Genomic DNA, 16,952 nt, shown 5'->3' with positions numbered 1-16,952 from the left:
ATACAATTGAGGTATGTGAAATAAAATTATTCTGCTTCTTCGATGGCTTCTAGGACGGTCTCGGGATCATATTCCATCCCTTTCAAGTCACTAGGCCAGTCCAACCCGCATAACAACCCGTCCTCTGACATATTCGGCAACCAAGCCGCAATGAATAAATCGAGCGGTAACTCAATCACATGATAGTTGTCCCATTCCTCTACTCTGCAAGAAAGTGCACGTTCACGAGTCGAAAAGAACAGCAATACGTCTGTCTCCTCAATGACCGAGGGCGCATATGCCCAACCGTCATTCGCTTCTGCCGACAACCCGAACACCGTCTCGCTTTCATTGACACGTTCACAGAACGTCTCAATCACGTCCGACTCCAATCGAGTCACCTCGACGAACACCTCGATTGAATCAGCCACTCGTTCGAGTTCATCCGTCTCGTGCCACCAGACATAAATCGTCTCGACGTCTGAAGTCAAAAAGCCGAGCTCGTCCCCGCTCCCGTTCGTAGCGACCGTTATAAAGTGTTCAGGCAAACCGCGCTCGTCCCTGTTCGCACGGATGGTATCGTCCCACGTTTTGTTGAAGAAGCGTTCGTCTTTAATCGGGTAAAAGAACCACTCTCCGACCTCGAATTTACTATCATGTCGCCACGCCTCCCGAAGTTCGTTCGGAAAACGACTCCCGAGCTCTTTTTCGACCGCTTCGATTGTTTCTAACGTAAATTCTGGAAGATTTGTTTCGATTCGCATTGCATTACTCATTTCGTCATTCAATAACATGAGTATACTTTTTTTGGCGAAAAGAGGGAATGCGTTTTTCGTGGTTTGCTTTGGTATTTTAACGCTTCAAACACGAAGAAACGTTACATCCGTTCCGTCGATTTGAAGGAAACCGGCACCTTCGCTATCGTGGACGCCTCGTAGTTTTCCTGAAAGCTGTCCACATGCGACCGCCTTCTTCCGCAGACCGAACGCCCAGCGATACAGTACGCCTTCTTTCACGAAATACGCGGTCTCACCCTCAATCGTCATCGCCTCGCTGTCATGTAGCATCTTCGGCGTCCGGTATGTGACGAGTCGACCGTCACGATGAAGATGAATCAAGTCATACCAAATGGACGGACAAAGCCAAACGCCAGAGGCAGTCGCGATCATCAACTCACAGTCGACGATAATCGGGGCTTTACGCGTGTCGTGGTTATAGCGAAACAAGACGTCTCCGCTTCTTGAGAAACAGACGAGCGCCTCGGTCGATATCCCCTCGCCAAAGATTCCTTCATCTCCATAGCCGACCCAAATACCCGACTCATCGACGACGATGGACGCGATAAACGTACCGGCGTGAAAACTTGTCTCGATGGAACCGTCCGCTCGAACGACCCAGGCGTTTGGTCGCAAGTCATCGCGTGTGAAGTCGACAAGCACAAATGTGGTTTCATCCATCACGCGAATGAACGGATCTGTCAATGCGAGTGCGAGTTTGATTTCTTCGCCTCGCCACGTCACGATGGTAGCGTCGTCTGCTTGATGCAGCGTGATGAGTGTCCCGCTCCACAAGTCGGCATCAAGTAACCGGTTATGTGATCCGCTCATCGTCATCGCGTTTCACTCCTTTTTGTTTGGCTGACTTAAACCATTTTTTCAGCAACTGAATCCCAATCCATAAAATGACAATGATCCAGGCAGACTCACAGGAACTCGTGAATAGGATGAAAGCCAATCGCCAGACGTCTTCAAGCTCACGAAAACCAAACTGTGGAATCTCCCAACTGATAAAAATTTGATAATAACCGACCAGCCCAAAAACAAACGGAAACATCGACCAGAAAAACGGATTTATTCGCTTAGGCAAACGTAGCTCCACGTGATTCCCTCCAAATTAAAGTGATTCCCACTACATCCACGAGCTGAACTTCCGTCTCTGAAACGGGTAACAACTCAATCAACTGTTCTTTCGTCATACTCATTCCCCTTTCCAACTTCATCTATTTTATAGCAAGGATGATTCCGAATTATATACATAAAATGAGAAATCGCATTGACACTGTTCATGCTTAGTGTAAAATTACACTTGTAACTAATTGTAAATAAAACACCTAGAAAAGGGTTAATGCTTTCAAGCAAAGAGGTGCTCGATGAACAAATCGGATTTCATCCAACTCGTATCGAAACAAGTAAAAACGGTTCGTCTGGAACGACAATATTCTCAAGAAGAGATGGCTGACATCTTAGGCTTATCCAAAAAGACGCTCATTCAAATCGAAAAAGAGCGGACCATCGCCAACTGGAGCACGATCGTCACATTGTGCGCCCTGTTTAATGATAGCGAGATTCTTTTGAGCGAAATCGGGGACGACCCAGTCGAGTTCGTCAGACTGATCGCCAAAGACGTCTCGTACGAACCGAAGTCAAAGACACTCGGTGGTCGTGTATGGTGGAAGCAAACCGCAACAGAAGGAGATTATGTGTTGCAACAAAACCTGATTAGCGGGCATTACCGGATTTTAGATCGTCAAAACGTCCGGTGGCACAGCTCGTTCGACGTAGAAGAAGCCACACTCCTGTTGGCCAAACTAGCGCAAGACGTATGAAAGGAGTCAAATCGTGAAAACTAATAAAAGATGCATCGTGACGTTGTCAGTCGTTTATGTCATCGCGTTAATAGTGAACATTATCCCATCGGCCACCTTCCCCGACGCAACGATTCGTCCCCTGCATGCCGCAGCCTCAGTCGCGCTCCTTTTCTGTCTACTAGGAACTTGTTTATTACGAAATCAGGTTTCCAAGCTGTTTATCACGGCACTCCTGTTCGCGAGTGTCACCGTTTTCACATTGAACAGCTTCGAGACGTATATGCGTGACATCCTTCTTTTGGACGCTTTATTTTCAATCCAATACCCGCTCTACATTCTATTCGTGTCCCCGTTGTTCGGCCTCAACTTCTTTTTGAACGTCGGAGCGGAATACGTCTCATTGATCACTTTCTTCATCGCGATTCTGTTACTCATCATCCACGAGGTCGCAATGACGGCTTCACGTGAACGGCTATGACAAGAGCGCAACTCATCGGATCTTCAAGCCTGCTGATTGCCATTCCCTACTTTCTACTCGCTCCGAACTGGACGCATGCTGGATTCGTCTGGATAGGCGGTACAGCCACCTTGCTCATCATTTCGGCCACCGGTTTCAGCTTTCACATATGCCACAGTCGAAAGTGGACGCGACGACAAGGCATTACTTTCGGGATCGGCTTGCTCACAACCTATGCTCTCGCGTTTCTATTTCTATTATGGCGAGTCGTCGCATACAACATGAACACGATTTAGGAGGCCACTTATGAAGTTTTACATCGGGTCCGGTTTTTATAACATCAATCACGTCCGGCAATTGCGGGACCATTTCATCGAACAAGGCCACACCCATACATACGATTGGACCATGAATGAACGAGCAGCGACAATCGAGGACTTGCGAGACATCGGCGCTAAAGAATTCGAAGCGATTCGTACATCTGATTTTGTCGTCATCTTGCTGCCGGCCGGGAAGAGCAGCCACGTCGAACTCGGGATCGCCCTCGGCGCGGACGTACCACTGTTCATCCATGATGGAGCGAATGGGTTCAACGACTTCGAGATGACGAGTACGTTTTATCATCTATCCTCTGTCACTCAATTGACAGGGCCGCTCGAGGCCATCCCTTCACATATCGCCGCCCATTACGCAACGGTATACGTAAAGCAGGATTCTCTATGATTTTCCCAATTTATTTGGTCGTAGGATTTATCATTCTGCTTTATATCATAACCATGGCCACGATTTATTTCACAGTGTACAAACGACGTCGAACTAACACTGTACAATCAAATCCAGGCCAAGGTGCCGCCATCGCACCGCCTGATAAACTTGCGGTTGTCTTATTCATCGTCACTATAGTCGTGAGCGTCTTGATCAGTTATGTTGCAGGATACACCGACGCCTACAAAGCGTATGAACAAGATATCTGGGTCCTTTCACCGTCTGACATTGAAACATTTTATGCAGAAGTACGAGAAGTTGAAGACGATGCTATTGAAGTCCAAAAGATGTCGTTCGATGACGCAACTGATCAAGGCACGCTTCGATATGAGATTGTGGAAGAACAGGTGAGCATCTATCGACAGGATAAAATCATCCAACTTTCTGACTTGTCTGAAGAGGATTTAATCTCAGTCATCCTGATGAAAGATCGATCGGGAATGACGAGTGTATTAAAAATCGAATTACTCAACGCCACAAAATAATACTTCTAAACCGAAAATCGTAAACCAATAAAAAGAAAATATTTGATTTTTCTAGCATGACAATCATTTTTGTGACATACTGTTCAAAATCTTATTTGAACGGGGACGATCTGTATGCACACTTGGAAACATACGATACTCTTACTGACCGGCGTCGGCATCTCGAATTTGGGCGCTTGGGTGTATTTCATCGCCCTCAATTTGATCGTCCTTGACATGACGCAGTCACCGTTCGCCGTGTCTGTTTTATACATCCTCGTCCCGCTCGCGGCCCTTTGCGCGAACTTTTGGTCAGGTACGGTCATTGACCGTGCCGACACGCGACGCTTGATGATAATGCTTGACGCACTCCGCGCAGCAGTCGTCTTCAGCCTCGCCTTCATCGACTCGCTCGCAATCATCTATGTGCTCGTCTTCGCGTTGAACGTTGCGAACTCAATCTTTGAATCGGCTTCGCTCGTCTATATGACGAAGCTCGTGTCGAGCGGCGACCGCCAACGGTTCAACGCTTTGAAAAACTTCGTCCAGTCGGCAGGCTTCATTTTAGGACCGGCCATCGCCGGAATCCTGTTCATGATCGGCACACCGACGCTCGCCATTCAGTTGAATGCAGCAGCACTCCTCATTTCTGTCGGTATCTTGTCCCTCCTGCCGACGTTGTTCACCCCGAAAGATGAAGTCGAGGTGTTCAGCTTGCACATGATTATCGAGGACTGGAAAGCAGTCGTCCGCTTTGCGTCGACGCGGCGTTACGTCACGCTCGTCTACAGTCTGTTCTGCGTCATGACGATCTTCATGTCTGGGCTCGACTCGCTCGAGGCGTCGTTCGCGACGCAAGTGCTCGACTTCTCCGAGAGTCGATACGGCTTTCTCGTCAGTGTCGCCGGAGCAGGGATTATCGCCGGCTCTATCATCAATGCGACGTTCAGTGCTCGGATGACGTTACCGTTCTTAATCAGTTTCGGTGCCATCATGACACCCGTCGGCTATCTCATATTCGCCTTCTCAGAATCGTTCACCGTCGCCGCAATCGGTTTCTTCATATTGACGTTCGCTCTGTCGTTCGGGAACACTGGCTTCTTGACGTTTTATCAAAACAACGTCCCGACCGACCTGATGGGCCGTTTCTCCGGGGTGATCAATGTAGCGGAATCAATCTTGATTATCGGGTTGACGTTCGGCATCGGGCTACTCGCTGAATATGTCGGGATTCGTTCGACGTATATCGCCTTCTCGCTCGCATTCTTACTCGTCGGCTTCATCACCATTCGCGTTGTCCGGGAACGGTCTAAACGTGCGCTGTATGTAATGAACATAGATGAAAAAAATGTGTCGTGATATTTTATGAAACGGGTTTGCAAGAATCGTACTTCGTTTACATTTAGAATAGAAAAACCGGGTGATCGATAGTTGTTTCTCGATCACCCGGTTTTTATATGAATCTAAAATTATACTGAATAAGTCCTTATTCAAACTGTCTACTCGGTTTCAAACGAGACAAGCATTCCTCCACGACCGAAATGATGACGTCTGGACGATCTAAATGGATTGCGTGTGACGCCTGCTCTGCAATCACGAGTCGGCTGTCCGCAGAGAGAGTCGTCTGTTCGCGAATGAGTTGACCCCAAGTTCCTTCTAAAAGTCGTAACTCGGATTCAGGCAGACCGTCCGCCTTCCCTCTGTCTACCTCGAAGTCAGCGTCGCGCCCAATCACGTAAAGAGGTGTGGTTGACAGGTTACCTAATCGTTTGATCAGACGGGCATCGTCATACCAACTCTCGACTTCGGCCAGCATCACTTTATACAAGTTTGGTCGACAGACAAACCCCTTTAATTCGGCTTGGACGTCCACTGGCAACTTTGATTGGTTCGGTGCTAGCGTTGGCTGTATCAATTCGGTTTCGGTTCGTTCCGCATAATCCTGGCATTGTTTCAGCCAATCTTCGTCTGAAGATAAATCGTTCATGACAGGTAAATCTAACGTGTCGAGTCTGTCCAGGTCATGTGATGTGGAATCGATGAGAATAAGTGCAGCCACATCATTTGGATAACGTTTTGCGAAATGCTGCGCACACAATCCGCCATATGAATGTCCCAATAAAACGAGGGGCTCAGTAATTTGTAAGACGTCCAAAAGTTCCCTTAGTTCTCGTACGGTTGCTTCCGTGTTACGTTTGCCTTCGCTCGGCTCACTTCTTCCGATTCCTGGTCGATGATATAGAATCACTCGGTTCGCCTTACTCAATTTTTCCGAGACCTCGTGCCATTCGTCAAATGCGCACCCCATCCCAGTTAAGATGACAATCGGAAACCCGTGCTCACCTTTTGTCATCACTTCAAGTTTCTTCCCGAACACGTTTACGAATCGCTTCATCAGTCACCTCGCTTTTAAAAAGTATTGGGATAAATTCAGAGACCAATTCTGTTGCTTAGTCTATAATCAATAGTTTAGTCTATACTATTACTAGATGAACGAGGAATTTCCGTAAACATGGGACAACACGAACTCAGAAAGAGGAATGATCATGAATCAATGGACTCAAGAATCAATTAAACTATTCGGGCTCATATCTTGCCTAATCATCGGCACCATCCTATACGTGTCTCTACTCTTGATGAGTGACGTCGGAGTCATCGGATTAGTCATCTTACCAATCATCGTCATGGCCTCTCTCGCCTTTGGGATGCGGGCAGGATTGACGTTTTCTGTCGCCTTGCTGGCATTCTTGTTTGTCTACTTCTTGTGGTTCGCTCCTATCTATCAAGAAGGAGAAGTTCAGTTTTTCAACTGGAAAGGGCTTAGCTATACAGCTCTCCTCCTCACCATGTCTATCGTGTCCGGCCTCATTCATCAACTCGTGAAGAAGGTCCAGTTGTCACGACACGAGCTAGAAGAACGGTCCCGGCAACTGATTGCCGTCGATCCCGAGACGTGGCTCGACAACGCCGAACGGTTTCGGATGGACGTCAACTCAGAACGAGACCGTCTCATCCGCCACGGTGGTTCCTTCGCGGTCTCGTTTATCCAGCTGCACGAGTTCACGCATTTCGAGGAACGTTATGGACGGACCGAATATGAATGGTTTTTGAATTACTTCAGTGACGAACTCCACATGGCGACAAGACGTACCGATCAAAAATATCGGATCGCACACGATACGTTCGCTATCATTTTCCCGTATACATCACCTGAATCTGCACAAGTCGTCCATGATCGCATCCGCCCACTGCTCGAACAATATGAATTGCAGAGCGGCGAACACGTTGGATTGACGTATGAGGACACGTTTTATGAAGTGAGTCGAGAAAATTGCAATGCGGTCGTCGAGCAAATCCTCTCTAAAGCATCAGCAACTGGCCCGGACGTACGATGAGACCTTGAATCAGCATCACTTGGTACAAGTGGTCATTCAAGGTCTTTTTAACTGAATGAAATCTCGCTCAATAAGTCGTTTTGATAGGTGAATCAAGTACTTCAACTGTTTTTTGCACCGTATCGACAATCCGAGTGCGGGTATCATCTTTCGAGAGCAAAATTGGCTCGCCCGTCTCATCAAAGAAGAAAGCGATCGGAATCGAGTGACCACAGTTTCGATAGGAACCGTCCGCATGACTTGTCCCTAAAATAATCGCTTGCTGTTGAATGGCAATCTTTTTCGCTTCTTGTGACCAGTCTAGATATTGATCTTCACTAAACATCCCGACACCGATCGGATTGAAGATGATCTGTAACGACGAGTCGTCCTTTAGCCCGTTGAGTCCCATGAAGATTTCACGACAAAGCAAGTAGCCGTATCGAAGGTCATCGTCTTGTACGGTGAACGGGGTGAACAGCGCCATCGTTTCGGGCGTTTTAGCGCGATCTAACATGATGTCGCCTCGAGTATTCATAATGAGTGCCCGGTCTTTCTGTTGCGCATCGCGATACCCCATCACGACAGCCGTCTTAAAACGATTGGCTAGCTCGCTGACTGTATCGAGATGCGTAAGTTTACAATACCCTTCCGGATAAAGGATGAGATCGACGGACGGGTTCATCTCGATGTCGTGGATGAATTGCTCTAGATGTTGTTCCAGCTTTGGTTGGCCGATTAAAATTTTCATATTGCTGCACCTCTATATGTATGGATTAGTGTCATCCTCAAACTAATATGGCATGACGAGTCACTCATTTTGTTCATTTACGATTCCAACGACGTGATGTGACTTATTCTGCTGAATCGCCTCGACCACGCCTCCGGCAATCTCTTCATGCGTCAACCAGCGTCGCTCCCCATTCACGACTTGATGACCGAGTTGCACTTGGCGATAGCGGACGCCTTCAGACAGCACCAACCCGCTCCTTACGACGTTAGAATTGGCGCGGCTACCGAGAACATGGAATACGTCCGTGCCCCCGCGTAGTGCTGACAACACACTCGGCAACGCGTCAGCCGCGTCCGAATGAATCCAGGCAACGACCAGGTCAATGTCCCCGTGGACCGCAATCGAACGTTGTAGCGCTTCTTGCAGACGCAAACTGTCCTGATAATCGACCAATATAGCAGACAGTCGGTCGGGCGATTGCTCGGTCAATCGTCTCATTTTCTCGGCATCACGTCCGATGATGGACACGTGATACCCAACCTCTTCCAACCAACGGACCGTTCCAGCCAGCATTCCACTCCCGCCAATCACCAACGCATGCTTCATTGTTTCCCCTCCTCTCGATTCATTTCGTATTCCACGTTCGAACAGGAATAGTGGATTATAAAAGCGAACTGAACGATAGCACTCACCTCAAGTCAAGGAGGACTGATTCCAATTCAATCTACCATCTATTCGATCAAACCAATTGAGACGCCGTTCGCACTCGACCAATCGTTCGTTGTCATGAAAGAGCTTCGCACCGAATTGACGCTAGACACCTATCGCGAACTCGTCGCCGCGATGCAAACGCAAGGCTATGAGCTGTATGCGCTATACGCCGACGACACCATCGTCTCGCTGGCTGGCATCGAGCTTCGCGTCAACCTGTATCTCGGGAAACACGTCTTCATTTATGATCTAGTCACGAGTGCTACGCATCGTTCAAACGGATACGGCGAGAGGTTGCTCCATTTCGTCAACGAGTATGCCCGTGATCAGGGAGCGACGTGTGTCGCGCTCGAGTCTGGGCTCGCCCGGACCGAGGCGCACCGATTTTATACCGAAAAGATGGGCTACACCATCACCAGTTATTCGTTCCGAAAACAATTGTAGAGATGGAAAAAGGAAGAGCGAGCCTCTCTTCCTAGCTTCATTATATCGTGATTTTTAAACCAAAAACAGACTACCTTCTCCTAATTTCAGCCACTATACTTTGGATACATGACCAAAGGAGAGATGCCTCATGACGAATGAAACGAAACCACTCGATCCTGGCCCGTTCTTTCACGGCACGAAAGCCGAACTGAAGATTGGAGAGTTGCTGGAACCTCGACGCAACTCGAACTATCAAGACAAGCAATCGAACTATATCTATTTCACGGCGACGCTCGATGCCGCCAAATGGGGAGCGGAACTGGCGAGCGGAGATGCCCGTGAGCGCGTTTATCTCGTCGAACCGACCGGTGACTTCGAGAACGACCCCAATTTGACGGACAAACGCTTCCCCGGCAATCCAACCCGGTCGTACCGCTCGAGCGCCCCGCTCAAAGTCGTGGCCGAACTCGGTGCTTGGGAGCGACATCCTGACGACATGATTGCGCACATGCTCGTCTCGCTTGAGAAACTGCGGCAAACTGGAGAAGATGTGATTGACGATTGAGCATGTGGGAAAATCCTTTTAAGAAACCACACACGAAACGCCAACGCCTTGCAATCGCTTGTCTCGTGCTCGGGTTGCTGTACGCGACGACGTATATCCCGCAGCGGGTCATCACGACATCCCCGTCGGAAGTGTCCCGTATCCATGTATTTGACGGTCAGAGCGGCTATGAGGTCTCATTAAGCGAGCAGCGTGATATCGACTCCATCATGCGTAATCTGAGTGACATCACGTTTCAAAAAGGAAAACCTAGCTTCGGCTATATGGGGTACTCGTACCGTGTCACATTGTACGATGAGGACGGGGACGAGCTCGATGAATTCATCATCAATAGCGAGAACACGCTCAGGTACCACGGTTTCTTTCACACGGCGAAATCAGGAGAAATCGACTATGACACACTTGATGAATGGATGGAGCAAGTAAAATCACAGCCTGGGAAATGAAAACTATATCATTTTAAAAGCAAAAAACGGATGACATCACTTACTGATGCCATCCGCTTTCTTTTGATTCATCTGTTGAAACGATGTATTCGCATGCATGAGTGTGAACGGGCCCTCAAGCGTTGCCGCTGCCGCCTCAGCTTCAGACATCGTCTCCTCGGTGAAGACTACTTCTTGACGCCGTAACCGGAACGCCCGCTCGAGCCGGCTCGTTAACAAGTTACTGACGAAAACGAGCAGGGACAGTCCAATCGCTGGAACGAGAAACATATGGTTCGTCATCCATGTCGTCGCCGTAAACTGCGTGAAATAAAAACCGAACATCGACGACCACTCAAACAGCGTCGGTCGGACCCCTTCAAACAGGAAGACGGTTCCTCCGAAAAAGACCCCGAATAAAGATAAATGAATGAGCAACATCAGTGTTTGCACAAATTGCTGCATGAAGACGATGACCAACGTCGGGACGAGGTGCGGCCACAAGTGCCGCCTTGTCCGATGCCAGACACTGCCGCCTAACGTCTCGGCGACGATCATAAACTCTTGTTTAAGTAATTGCCGTACCTCTGTAGTCAAATAGAGCGTGACGGCAGGCAATCCTAGCACCACGAAGACCGTCAACTGTAGCGTTACGCGGTCTAATAACGGCGGCACCATCGTCGAGTCTGCGAAGAAAAAGGACGGGAATAACATCATCATGGCCAACAACGAGATTGGCAGAATCAAGAATCCATCTAACACCATTTTGAAGATTCGGTTCAGACGTGCCCCGCGAAATGCGAGTGGGATCCCGACCAATAGGCCGAGCGCCATCCGTCCGAGCGCGACCGTCGCACAAATACCGACCGTCCACTTAAAGCCCTCAATCATCATTTGGAACAAGTCATTCCCGGCCCGGTCGGTTCCGAGCCATTGATCTTTAGATGGTTCGAGTGGTGGGATACCGATCAAGCGGCCCTCGTCAGAGTAACGGTTCAGGAATTGATCGACTTGCCCATCACGGAACACGGTATTCCCGATACTGAGTAACAGCAGACTTACAAAAATTATAAAACCGATCATAAAAATTGGGTCACGTAGGAGTGTACGACGCATCAAATCCCTCCTTTCCAAGCGTTCGGGATGAGCCATTCCGCCAGTAAATCCAATATAAAGATTGGGATATAGACGACCAACAAGATGACAAGTAGGATCGGCATGACAGGATTATAGACGACGAAACGGAAAATCCCTTGTACGTTAAATAAATATTCGATGATTAAAAGACTTGATAATACCGTGATCAAGTTCGAGCGGAAAAAGAGATAGAAGCGATACACCAAATTCGGGAGCAAGTGTCTCCAGAACAGGGCGGCCGGTCGGACGCCTTTGGCCCGCGCCAGCTCGAGAAACAGCGTCGCTTCCTCCTCAAGGATGTGTTTCGTCAACCATTTGAGGAAGAAGAACAGGATGGTGAGCGTCAACGTCACAATCGGCAAAAAGCGTATGTATTCGGCAAACCCGCCTGCGACTTCAATCCGATCAAACCCCGTCTTCTTGTAAATCGTGATGGCGAGGAATTGCGAGAAGATGAGCCAAAATAAATCCGGGATCATTTCGAGCGTCTGGCTCGTATGTTGGAGCACCGTGCGCACGCGCTTCCCGCTTCGATAAAAGAAATAAGCGTACAGAAGAGCGAACCCGACCGAAACGACAAGCGACGTCATAAAGATGATGACCGTCTCTTTCATGAGCGGACCGAGTGCAGGCAATAACGGTAATTCTCGTTGCGCGGTTACGTTGAAGTATGTAATCTCATCAAGTTTCGCCAACTGACTAAATTGTTGTTGCAGCCCGTTCCAGTAACTCGATGGCACGAACTCGAGCTGCACGACGAGTGACGGCAAGGCACTGATCGCAATCAACACAAACAGTGTGATGAAAAACTGAGCCGATTTTTGAGCAATCAAATTCATCATGTCTTCCCCTTTCTAAAAATAAATCGATTTTTGATGAGGTCGTTGGTCTCGCAAATAAGCAATGAGCCATGGGATTTTCTAACCGTTGTGTTCTTTATGAAAGGAACATCTAGTCGAAAAATCTTTATCGGAAATAAAGAAGCCAAACCAAAATAAAGCATATCATTGATACGAAAGTAAAAAATATCCATATACACTGTTATGATTCTATCACAATCCATATAGAAATAAAAACAATATTCCGAAAATTATGCATTTAAGACGGAGTAACATCTAATCGTAACCAATAGCAGTGCTGGGACTTATAGGCATTTCACAAAATAAAGCAGCCTACTACATATTATCCTTTAAAAAAAGTATTCCCATTTGAAAGGAATACTTCAGTATGTCGAAAACAGAACGTTACCGTCCTCAGACCGTAACTCATAATCGACGAGCGTATTCAATTGTTGCGTCAACGTAACACTGCAATCAAATTCATTTCCCGGACCGTACGGTATATCGGGCCGGACGCGCGTCTCATACGGTATGTCATTCATATAGACGTCGACATCACGGGCTCTCGCCCCGTTATCAACGACATAACACGACCCCGTCTCCGTTTTATACCGACCGCTCGCCCGGTCATACGTATCAGGGACTATCATGAGTAACACGAGAACCACTAATAGCATCGATCCTATGGACGCAAACAGCTTTGCAACTTTCCGTTCCTTTCGCCACTGGACATAATACATCAATGTCGCACCAATGAGTGCGAGCGCGATGCACCAAAAACCAATAAAATCAATCATGCCATCACTACCTATTCTTCAGTGTGTAGGAGAAAACATTTGAATATATATCGACTATGTGTATCCGGAATGGCAAGCAGGAAACACATGATGGTAAAGAGAATACTAAACATGGCTCCCAACAATTTCATCAGTTTGCGCTCGCTCCGCCACTAGGATGCATAATAAACATCGAGAGCACACACATGAATCCAACAAACCAAAACGCAGTTAATTATGCCAACCTAATCACTTCTTCCATACTATACGAGCTCTTCTGAATAATGTTTCATCAATTCTTCATTTCCAAGGAGACTGTTATGACCCATTTTCTTAAATTACAAACAATCTCCATCTTGCTAGCGGTCCTACTATTTTTGAACATCCAACTCCTCGCCAACAGTGGACGGCTCTATTTGATAATGGATAATGTTTATATGCTTGTCATCGCTACTATCGGTCTTGCTTCACTCGTCTTGTTCACACAGGTCATCGTCAAACGCATCAGGCGACTTGCACCTTCAACATGGAACCTATCCCTGTACGTTTCATGGCTCCCTTATTTGGCGCTGTTCACATACGGCTGGACGCGTGTCATCCCTGCTCCTAGCGAAGCAGCCTGGCCAAGTCCCGCCATCGGACTCGTCATCATCGCGCTCGTATTGACGTTCCCGCTTTATATATTCATCGTCCATATGATTGCCCGCTCCAAACAACCAACGACCTAAAAAAACGTGTGTGACCGATTCCGGTTGCACACGTTTTTCACGAGAGACCTTGACGCCGCTTCTGCCACGCCACGAGCAAGATGCTGATAATGACGAGCAAGAACCACGATGACAACTTGCCGAGGTCGACGAGTGCCCAGCCGCTCAACTGATTCGGATACGCCCAACCGTTATAGAACGTGACGATATTCTCGGCGAACCAGATGAAGCAGGCGATCAAAAAGAAAGCGACGACGACCGGCATCGTGAAACGGCGGTCGTCAAGCCGATACGTGACGATGGCCCGACCGAACGCGAGAAAGACGAGTCCGATCAACAGCCAGCGCAAATCGAGCCAAATGTGGTGCCAAAAGAAGTTGAAGTAGATGGCAATGCCCAGCCCGAAAGCGATCAGCGGTGGGGGCATCTTCAAAAACTCGAGGTCGAGCCGGCGCCACGACTGGACGACGTAACTGCCGACACTCGCATACATGAAGCCGGCGTAAAGCGGGACACCAAAAAGTTTCGTCAGCGCCTCGTCGGGATAGCTCCACGACCCCATCTGTACTTTGAACAGTTCAAGGCCGAGACCGATGACGTGGAACCAACTGATGACTTTCAGTTCTTCCATCGTCTCGAGCCCTGTCTTGACGAGCACGACTTGGACGAGCAGACACCAAATGAGCAGCACGTCATAACGTGGCAGCGGAAAGTCGAGCCATTTCGTCAGCGCGAGCGCGCCGAAGATCGCAACCGGGAAGATGCAACTGAGCGCCTGTTCGTAACCGAAGATGAACAAATAACGTAGCCGTCGCATGATGTCACCTACAATTCGATGTATTCATAGAGGAATGACGACTCACCGTCAAAGAAACGCGGATCGTATAGACCAAGACGTTCATCCTCTTCGACGACGACAACGAACGGGGACCACTGTTTGAGCGTGATCGCTTCTTTATTCTCATCAAACAGCGGCGTCAAGTCCGCATCGTCCGCGCTCGTCAGCTCGTATTCGAGCTCAGGTGTCTGGTAGATCGAGTCACTGAAGATCGAGACGCTTTCGTCCGTTTTCGTAACGACCGTGAACTGGGTCGGGATGAACGAGGCCGATAGTGCCACTTCTTCATGCTCGGCGGCGTACGTCTGATACAAGTACGCACCCTGCGCACTTTGAATCAAGACGTGGACAACGATGGCTGCCCAAGCGTAGCGATACACCGTATGCCGGACGTCCGCCCGACGCGCGATCAGCCAAGCGACGAGGAAAATCCCCCAATAGACGAAATCGACGATCGGGATGACGCCGAACGTGACCCGGACGTCGGACAACGGTTCGAAATAACCGGTCCCCCAGGCGTTGAACAAATCGGCCGTATTGTGGATGAACACGGATAAGAGCGCCCACCAGAAATAGCGGACATCGGTCACGTTGAACAGTACGCGGACGAGTATGTAAATCAGTAACGCGAACAGCGGCACGAGGAAAATCGAGTGGGTGATGCCGCGGTGCCACATCTGATACATCCCTTCCGTGTCCCATAACCGCGAGATGACGTCACTGTCCGGAATTTGACTCCCGACGAGTGTTGTCACGAACAGCGCCCGCTTTTCGTTTTTTTGAAGTTCACGCTTATCGGCCGCCCCGTACAGCGTCAAGCCGAACAACGTATGTGTGATCGTATCCATGCAACACCTTCTTTCTGTTTCGAAAAGACATCCCCCTCATCGCGAGGCGGATGTCCGTCCGTGCTTTATTTCTCTTGGTCCATTTTCATGGCGCGTCTTGCGACGACGGCGACAAAAATGACAGCGACAATCGGAATGATTAAAGGCATCCAATTCAACATCCGCCTGTCCCCCTTCTACAAGTGTCGCAAGCAGTATATCACAGTTTCAAATTAATCGTTTTAGTGGATGCTCGCCTTGGCGTAGCGGCCTGCCATCGACTCAATCGTTTCACGCATATGGTCGCGCAGCGTGACCGGTTCGAGCACCTCGACTTGCGTGCCGAGCGACAGGAGCCAGAAGACGAAACCGTCTGATACGGCCGCGTCGAAGCGGATGAGGAATCGTTCCTCTTCACGTGTGATCGACACGTCTTCCCCGAGCTTGTCGAAGATGACCGGGAGCACCCGCTCATCGACGGCAAGAATGATCTCCTCATCGAGCCCGTTATACATGTTGAACGACTTTTGGAAGTAATCGTCTGCCAGATGATGCTTCAGGCGCGGCGTGTCGTCTTCGACGATCTGTGAATTGACGATGCGATCGACACGATAGTTGCGAATCTCCCCGATCGATTCGTCGATGCCGATCAAATAGTACTGCTCATGGTTCCAGTGCAGGTCGATCGGGTTGACGACGTAGCGCTCGCCGTCACGGCGGAGCGGGAACGTGCGTTTCGTGACGTCAAAGCCGACGACGTCCGTGTATTGGAACGAGATCGCCTTCTGTTCTTGGATCGCCCGTTGGATGCGGTCGATATGGTACGGGATCTGTCCATGCTTTTTCTTCGGTGTCTTGATGATCGATTGGAGCGTCTCTGCTTCCGGGATGCTCGTCAGCTTCTGGAGCTTCTCGACGATACTTTCCGTCACATCTTCCGAGATGAACTTGGCCGCGACGATCGCATCGACCATCATGCGAAGCTCGTGAATTTCAAATAGACGGGCCGAATGCCAGTATTTTTTGGCGAGACCGTTCTTTTCAAGCTCATCCTGCACCTCGAACCCCGAATCGGTCAATGCTTGAATGTCGTCTTTCACCGATTTTTTTGCTAACTTAGAAGTATCTCCAATTGTCGATAAGTATTCGAGCAAGTCTTCTAACGTCTTTGGATGATTGTCATCTGTGTGGCGTTCGAAAAACCGTCTCACCTCGAGTAACCGTTCTCGGTTGTTCACGGTTTAATCCCCTTTCAGTTCTCTATATGTATGATGTATAAACAGACATTATCATGTAATTTCCATGAAATAAAGTTATTTTCCATTACAATTCATTTAAGGAG

General features: G+C 48.7%; 22 protein-coding genes. 10 read left to right on the top strand and 12 right to left on the bottom strand.

Annotated features, from left to right (window positions below; genetic code table 11):
- Positions 1–26: 26 nt before the first annotated feature.
- The 3 genes from EVJ24_RS07455 to EVJ24_RS07445 form a co-directional block, all read right to left on the bottom strand.
- The gene (locus EVJ24_RS07455; RefSeq protein WP_158625520.1) at positions 27–755 is read right to left on the bottom strand and encodes a DUF2750 domain-containing protein; all 729 of its coding nucleotides are present in this window, start codon (positions 753–755) and stop codon (positions 27–29) included.
- A gap of 84 nt (positions 756–839) precedes the next feature.
- Positions 840–1,592: a hypothetical protein gene (locus EVJ24_RS07450; protein ID WP_131440648.1), complete on the bottom strand. Its 753-nt coding sequence runs from the start codon at positions 1,590–1,592 to the stop codon at positions 840–842.
- A complete protein-coding gene (locus tag EVJ24_RS07445; RefSeq protein WP_131440646.1) occupies positions 1,570–1,857 on the bottom strand; it encodes a hypothetical protein in 288 nt (95 codons plus the stop codon). The genes EVJ24_RS07450 and EVJ24_RS07445 overlap by 23 nt, the downstream gene beginning before the upstream one ends.
- 271 nt (positions 1,858–2,128) lie before the next feature.
- Between EVJ24_RS07445 and EVJ24_RS07440 the strand changes: the two genes are divergently transcribed.
- The 5 genes from EVJ24_RS07440 (at position 2,129) to EVJ24_RS07420 (ending at position 5,611) form a co-directional block, all read left to right on the top strand.
- The gene (locus EVJ24_RS07440) at positions 2,129–2,584 is read left to right on the top strand and encodes a helix-turn-helix transcriptional regulator (RefSeq protein ID WP_131440644.1); all 456 of its coding nucleotides are present in this window, start codon (positions 2,129–2,131) and stop codon (positions 2,582–2,584) included.
- Positions 2,585–2,597: 13 nt separating this feature from the next.
- Positions 2,598–3,044: a hypothetical protein gene (locus EVJ24_RS07435; RefSeq protein WP_131440641.1), complete on the top strand. Its 447-nt coding sequence runs from the start codon at positions 2,598–2,600 to the stop codon at positions 3,042–3,044.
- Between the two features lie 285 nt (positions 3,045–3,329).
- The gene (locus tag EVJ24_RS07430) at positions 3,330–3,746 is read left to right on the top strand and encodes a group-specific protein (RefSeq protein ID WP_131440639.1); all 417 of its coding nucleotides are present in this window, start codon (positions 3,330–3,332) and stop codon (positions 3,744–3,746) included.
- Positions 3,747–3,799: 53 nt separating this feature from the next.
- Entirely contained in the window at positions 3,800–4,273 is a 474-nt protein-coding gene (locus tag EVJ24_RS07425; protein WP_233589670.1) for a hypothetical protein, read from the top strand.
- A gap of 114 nt (positions 4,274–4,387) precedes the next feature.
- The gene (locus EVJ24_RS07420) at positions 4,388–5,611 is read left to right on the top strand and encodes an MFS transporter (protein ID WP_131440635.1); all 1,224 of its coding nucleotides are present in this window, start codon (positions 4,388–4,390) and stop codon (positions 5,609–5,611) included.
- A 127-nt stretch (positions 5,612–5,738) separates the two neighbouring features.
- Here EVJ24_RS07420 and EVJ24_RS07415 read toward each other — a convergent pair whose 3' ends face one another.
- Entirely contained in the window at positions 5,739–6,647 is a 909-nt protein-coding gene (locus EVJ24_RS07415) for an alpha/beta fold hydrolase (protein WP_131440633.1), read from the bottom strand.
- 151 nt (positions 6,648–6,798) lie between these two features.
- Between EVJ24_RS07415 and EVJ24_RS07410 the strand changes: the two genes are divergently transcribed.
- A complete protein-coding gene (locus EVJ24_RS07410; protein ID WP_158625522.1) occupies positions 6,799–7,647 on the top strand; it encodes a GGDEF domain-containing protein in 849 nt (282 codons plus the stop codon).
- Positions 7,648–7,714: 67 nt separating this feature from the next.
- On the opposite strand, the gene EVJ24_RS07405 is transcribed toward EVJ24_RS07410, so the two are convergent.
- Positions 7,715–8,377, bottom strand: coding sequence for a hypothetical protein (locus EVJ24_RS07405; RefSeq protein ID WP_131440629.1), 663 nt, complete (start codon positions 8,375–8,377; stop codon positions 7,715–7,717).
- A gap of 60 nt (positions 8,378–8,437) precedes the next feature.
- Positions 8,438–8,965 carry a short-chain dehydrogenase gene (locus tag EVJ24_RS07400; RefSeq protein WP_131440627.1) on the bottom strand — a complete coding sequence of 176 codons (528 nt, stop codon included), beginning with the start codon at positions 8,963–8,965 and terminating at the stop codon, positions 8,438–8,440.
- A gap of 180 nt (positions 8,966–9,145) precedes the next feature.
- On the opposite strand from EVJ24_RS07400, the gene EVJ24_RS07395 reads away from it, so the two are divergent.
- From EVJ24_RS07395 to EVJ24_RS07385, 3 genes are all read left to right on the top strand, one after another.
- A complete protein-coding gene (locus tag EVJ24_RS07395) occupies positions 9,146–9,514 on the top strand; it encodes a GNAT family N-acetyltransferase (RefSeq protein WP_131440625.1) in 369 nt (122 codons plus the stop codon).
- 130 nt (positions 9,515–9,644) lie between these two features.
- Positions 9,645–10,061, top strand: a complete 417-nt coding sequence (gene arr, locus EVJ24_RS07390) for an NAD(+)--rifampin ADP-ribosyltransferase (RefSeq protein ID WP_131440623.1) — start codon at positions 9,645–9,647, stop codon at positions 10,059–10,061.
- A 2-nt stretch (positions 10,062–10,063) separates the two neighbouring features.
- The gene (locus EVJ24_RS07385) at positions 10,064–10,507 is read left to right on the top strand and encodes a hypothetical protein (RefSeq protein ID WP_131440621.1); all 444 of its coding nucleotides are present in this window, start codon (positions 10,064–10,066) and stop codon (positions 10,505–10,507) included.
- 36 nt (positions 10,508–10,543) lie between these two features.
- Here the strand turns inward: EVJ24_RS07385 and EVJ24_RS07380 are convergent, their stop codons facing one another.
- The 3 genes from EVJ24_RS07380 to EVJ24_RS07370 form a co-directional block, all read right to left on the bottom strand.
- Positions 10,544–11,602 (bottom strand): ABC transporter permease, encoded by a 1,059-nt coding sequence (locus tag EVJ24_RS07380; RefSeq protein ID WP_131440619.1) that lies wholly within the window; start codon positions 11,600–11,602, stop codon positions 10,544–10,546.
- The gene (locus EVJ24_RS07375) at positions 11,602–12,462 is read right to left on the bottom strand and encodes an ABC transporter permease subunit (protein WP_199749329.1); all 861 of its coding nucleotides are present in this window, start codon (positions 12,460–12,462) and stop codon (positions 11,602–11,604) included. The genes EVJ24_RS07380 and EVJ24_RS07375 overlap by 1 nt, the downstream gene beginning before the upstream one ends.
- A 383-nt stretch (positions 12,463–12,845) precedes the next feature.
- Positions 12,846–13,259, bottom strand: coding sequence for a hypothetical protein (locus tag EVJ24_RS07370; protein ID WP_131440617.1), 414 nt, complete (start codon positions 13,257–13,259; stop codon positions 12,846–12,848).
- Between the two features lie 299 nt (positions 13,260–13,558).
- On the opposite strand from EVJ24_RS07370, the gene EVJ24_RS07365 reads away from it, so the two are divergent.
- Positions 13,559–13,966 carry a hypothetical protein gene (locus EVJ24_RS07365; RefSeq protein WP_131443820.1) on the top strand — a complete coding sequence of 136 codons (408 nt, stop codon included), beginning with the start codon at positions 13,559–13,561 and terminating at the stop codon, positions 13,964–13,966.
- A gap of 37 nt (positions 13,967–14,003) precedes the next feature.
- Here EVJ24_RS07365 and EVJ24_RS07360 read toward each other — a convergent pair whose 3' ends face one another.
- The 3 genes from EVJ24_RS07360 to EVJ24_RS07350 form a co-directional block, all read right to left on the bottom strand.
- Positions 14,004–14,762 (bottom strand): DUF817 domain-containing protein, encoded by a 759-nt coding sequence (locus EVJ24_RS07360; RefSeq protein ID WP_131440613.1) that lies wholly within the window; start codon positions 14,760–14,762, stop codon positions 14,004–14,006.
- Between the two features lie 8 nt (positions 14,763–14,770).
- Positions 14,771–15,631 carry a metal-dependent hydrolase gene (locus tag EVJ24_RS07355; RefSeq protein WP_131440611.1) on the bottom strand — a complete coding sequence of 287 codons (861 nt, stop codon included), beginning with the start codon at positions 15,629–15,631 and terminating at the stop codon, positions 14,771–14,773.
- Between the two features lie 221 nt (positions 15,632–15,852).
- Complete coding sequence (locus EVJ24_RS07350) at positions 15,853–16,848, bottom strand: helix-turn-helix transcriptional regulator (protein WP_016509555.1); 996 nt, start codon at positions 16,846–16,848, stop codon at positions 15,853–15,855.
- Positions 16,849–16,952: the final 104 nt, after the last annotated feature.

The organism is Exiguobacterium sp. SH1S21, from assembly GCF_004337175.1.
Taxonomy (GTDB): domain Bacteria; phylum Bacillota; class Bacilli; order Exiguobacteriales; family Exiguobacteriaceae; genus Exiguobacterium; species Exiguobacterium aurantiacum_A.
Note: the sequence above shows the minus strand (reverse complement) of the source record. Positions and strands in the feature narration are given on the sequence as shown.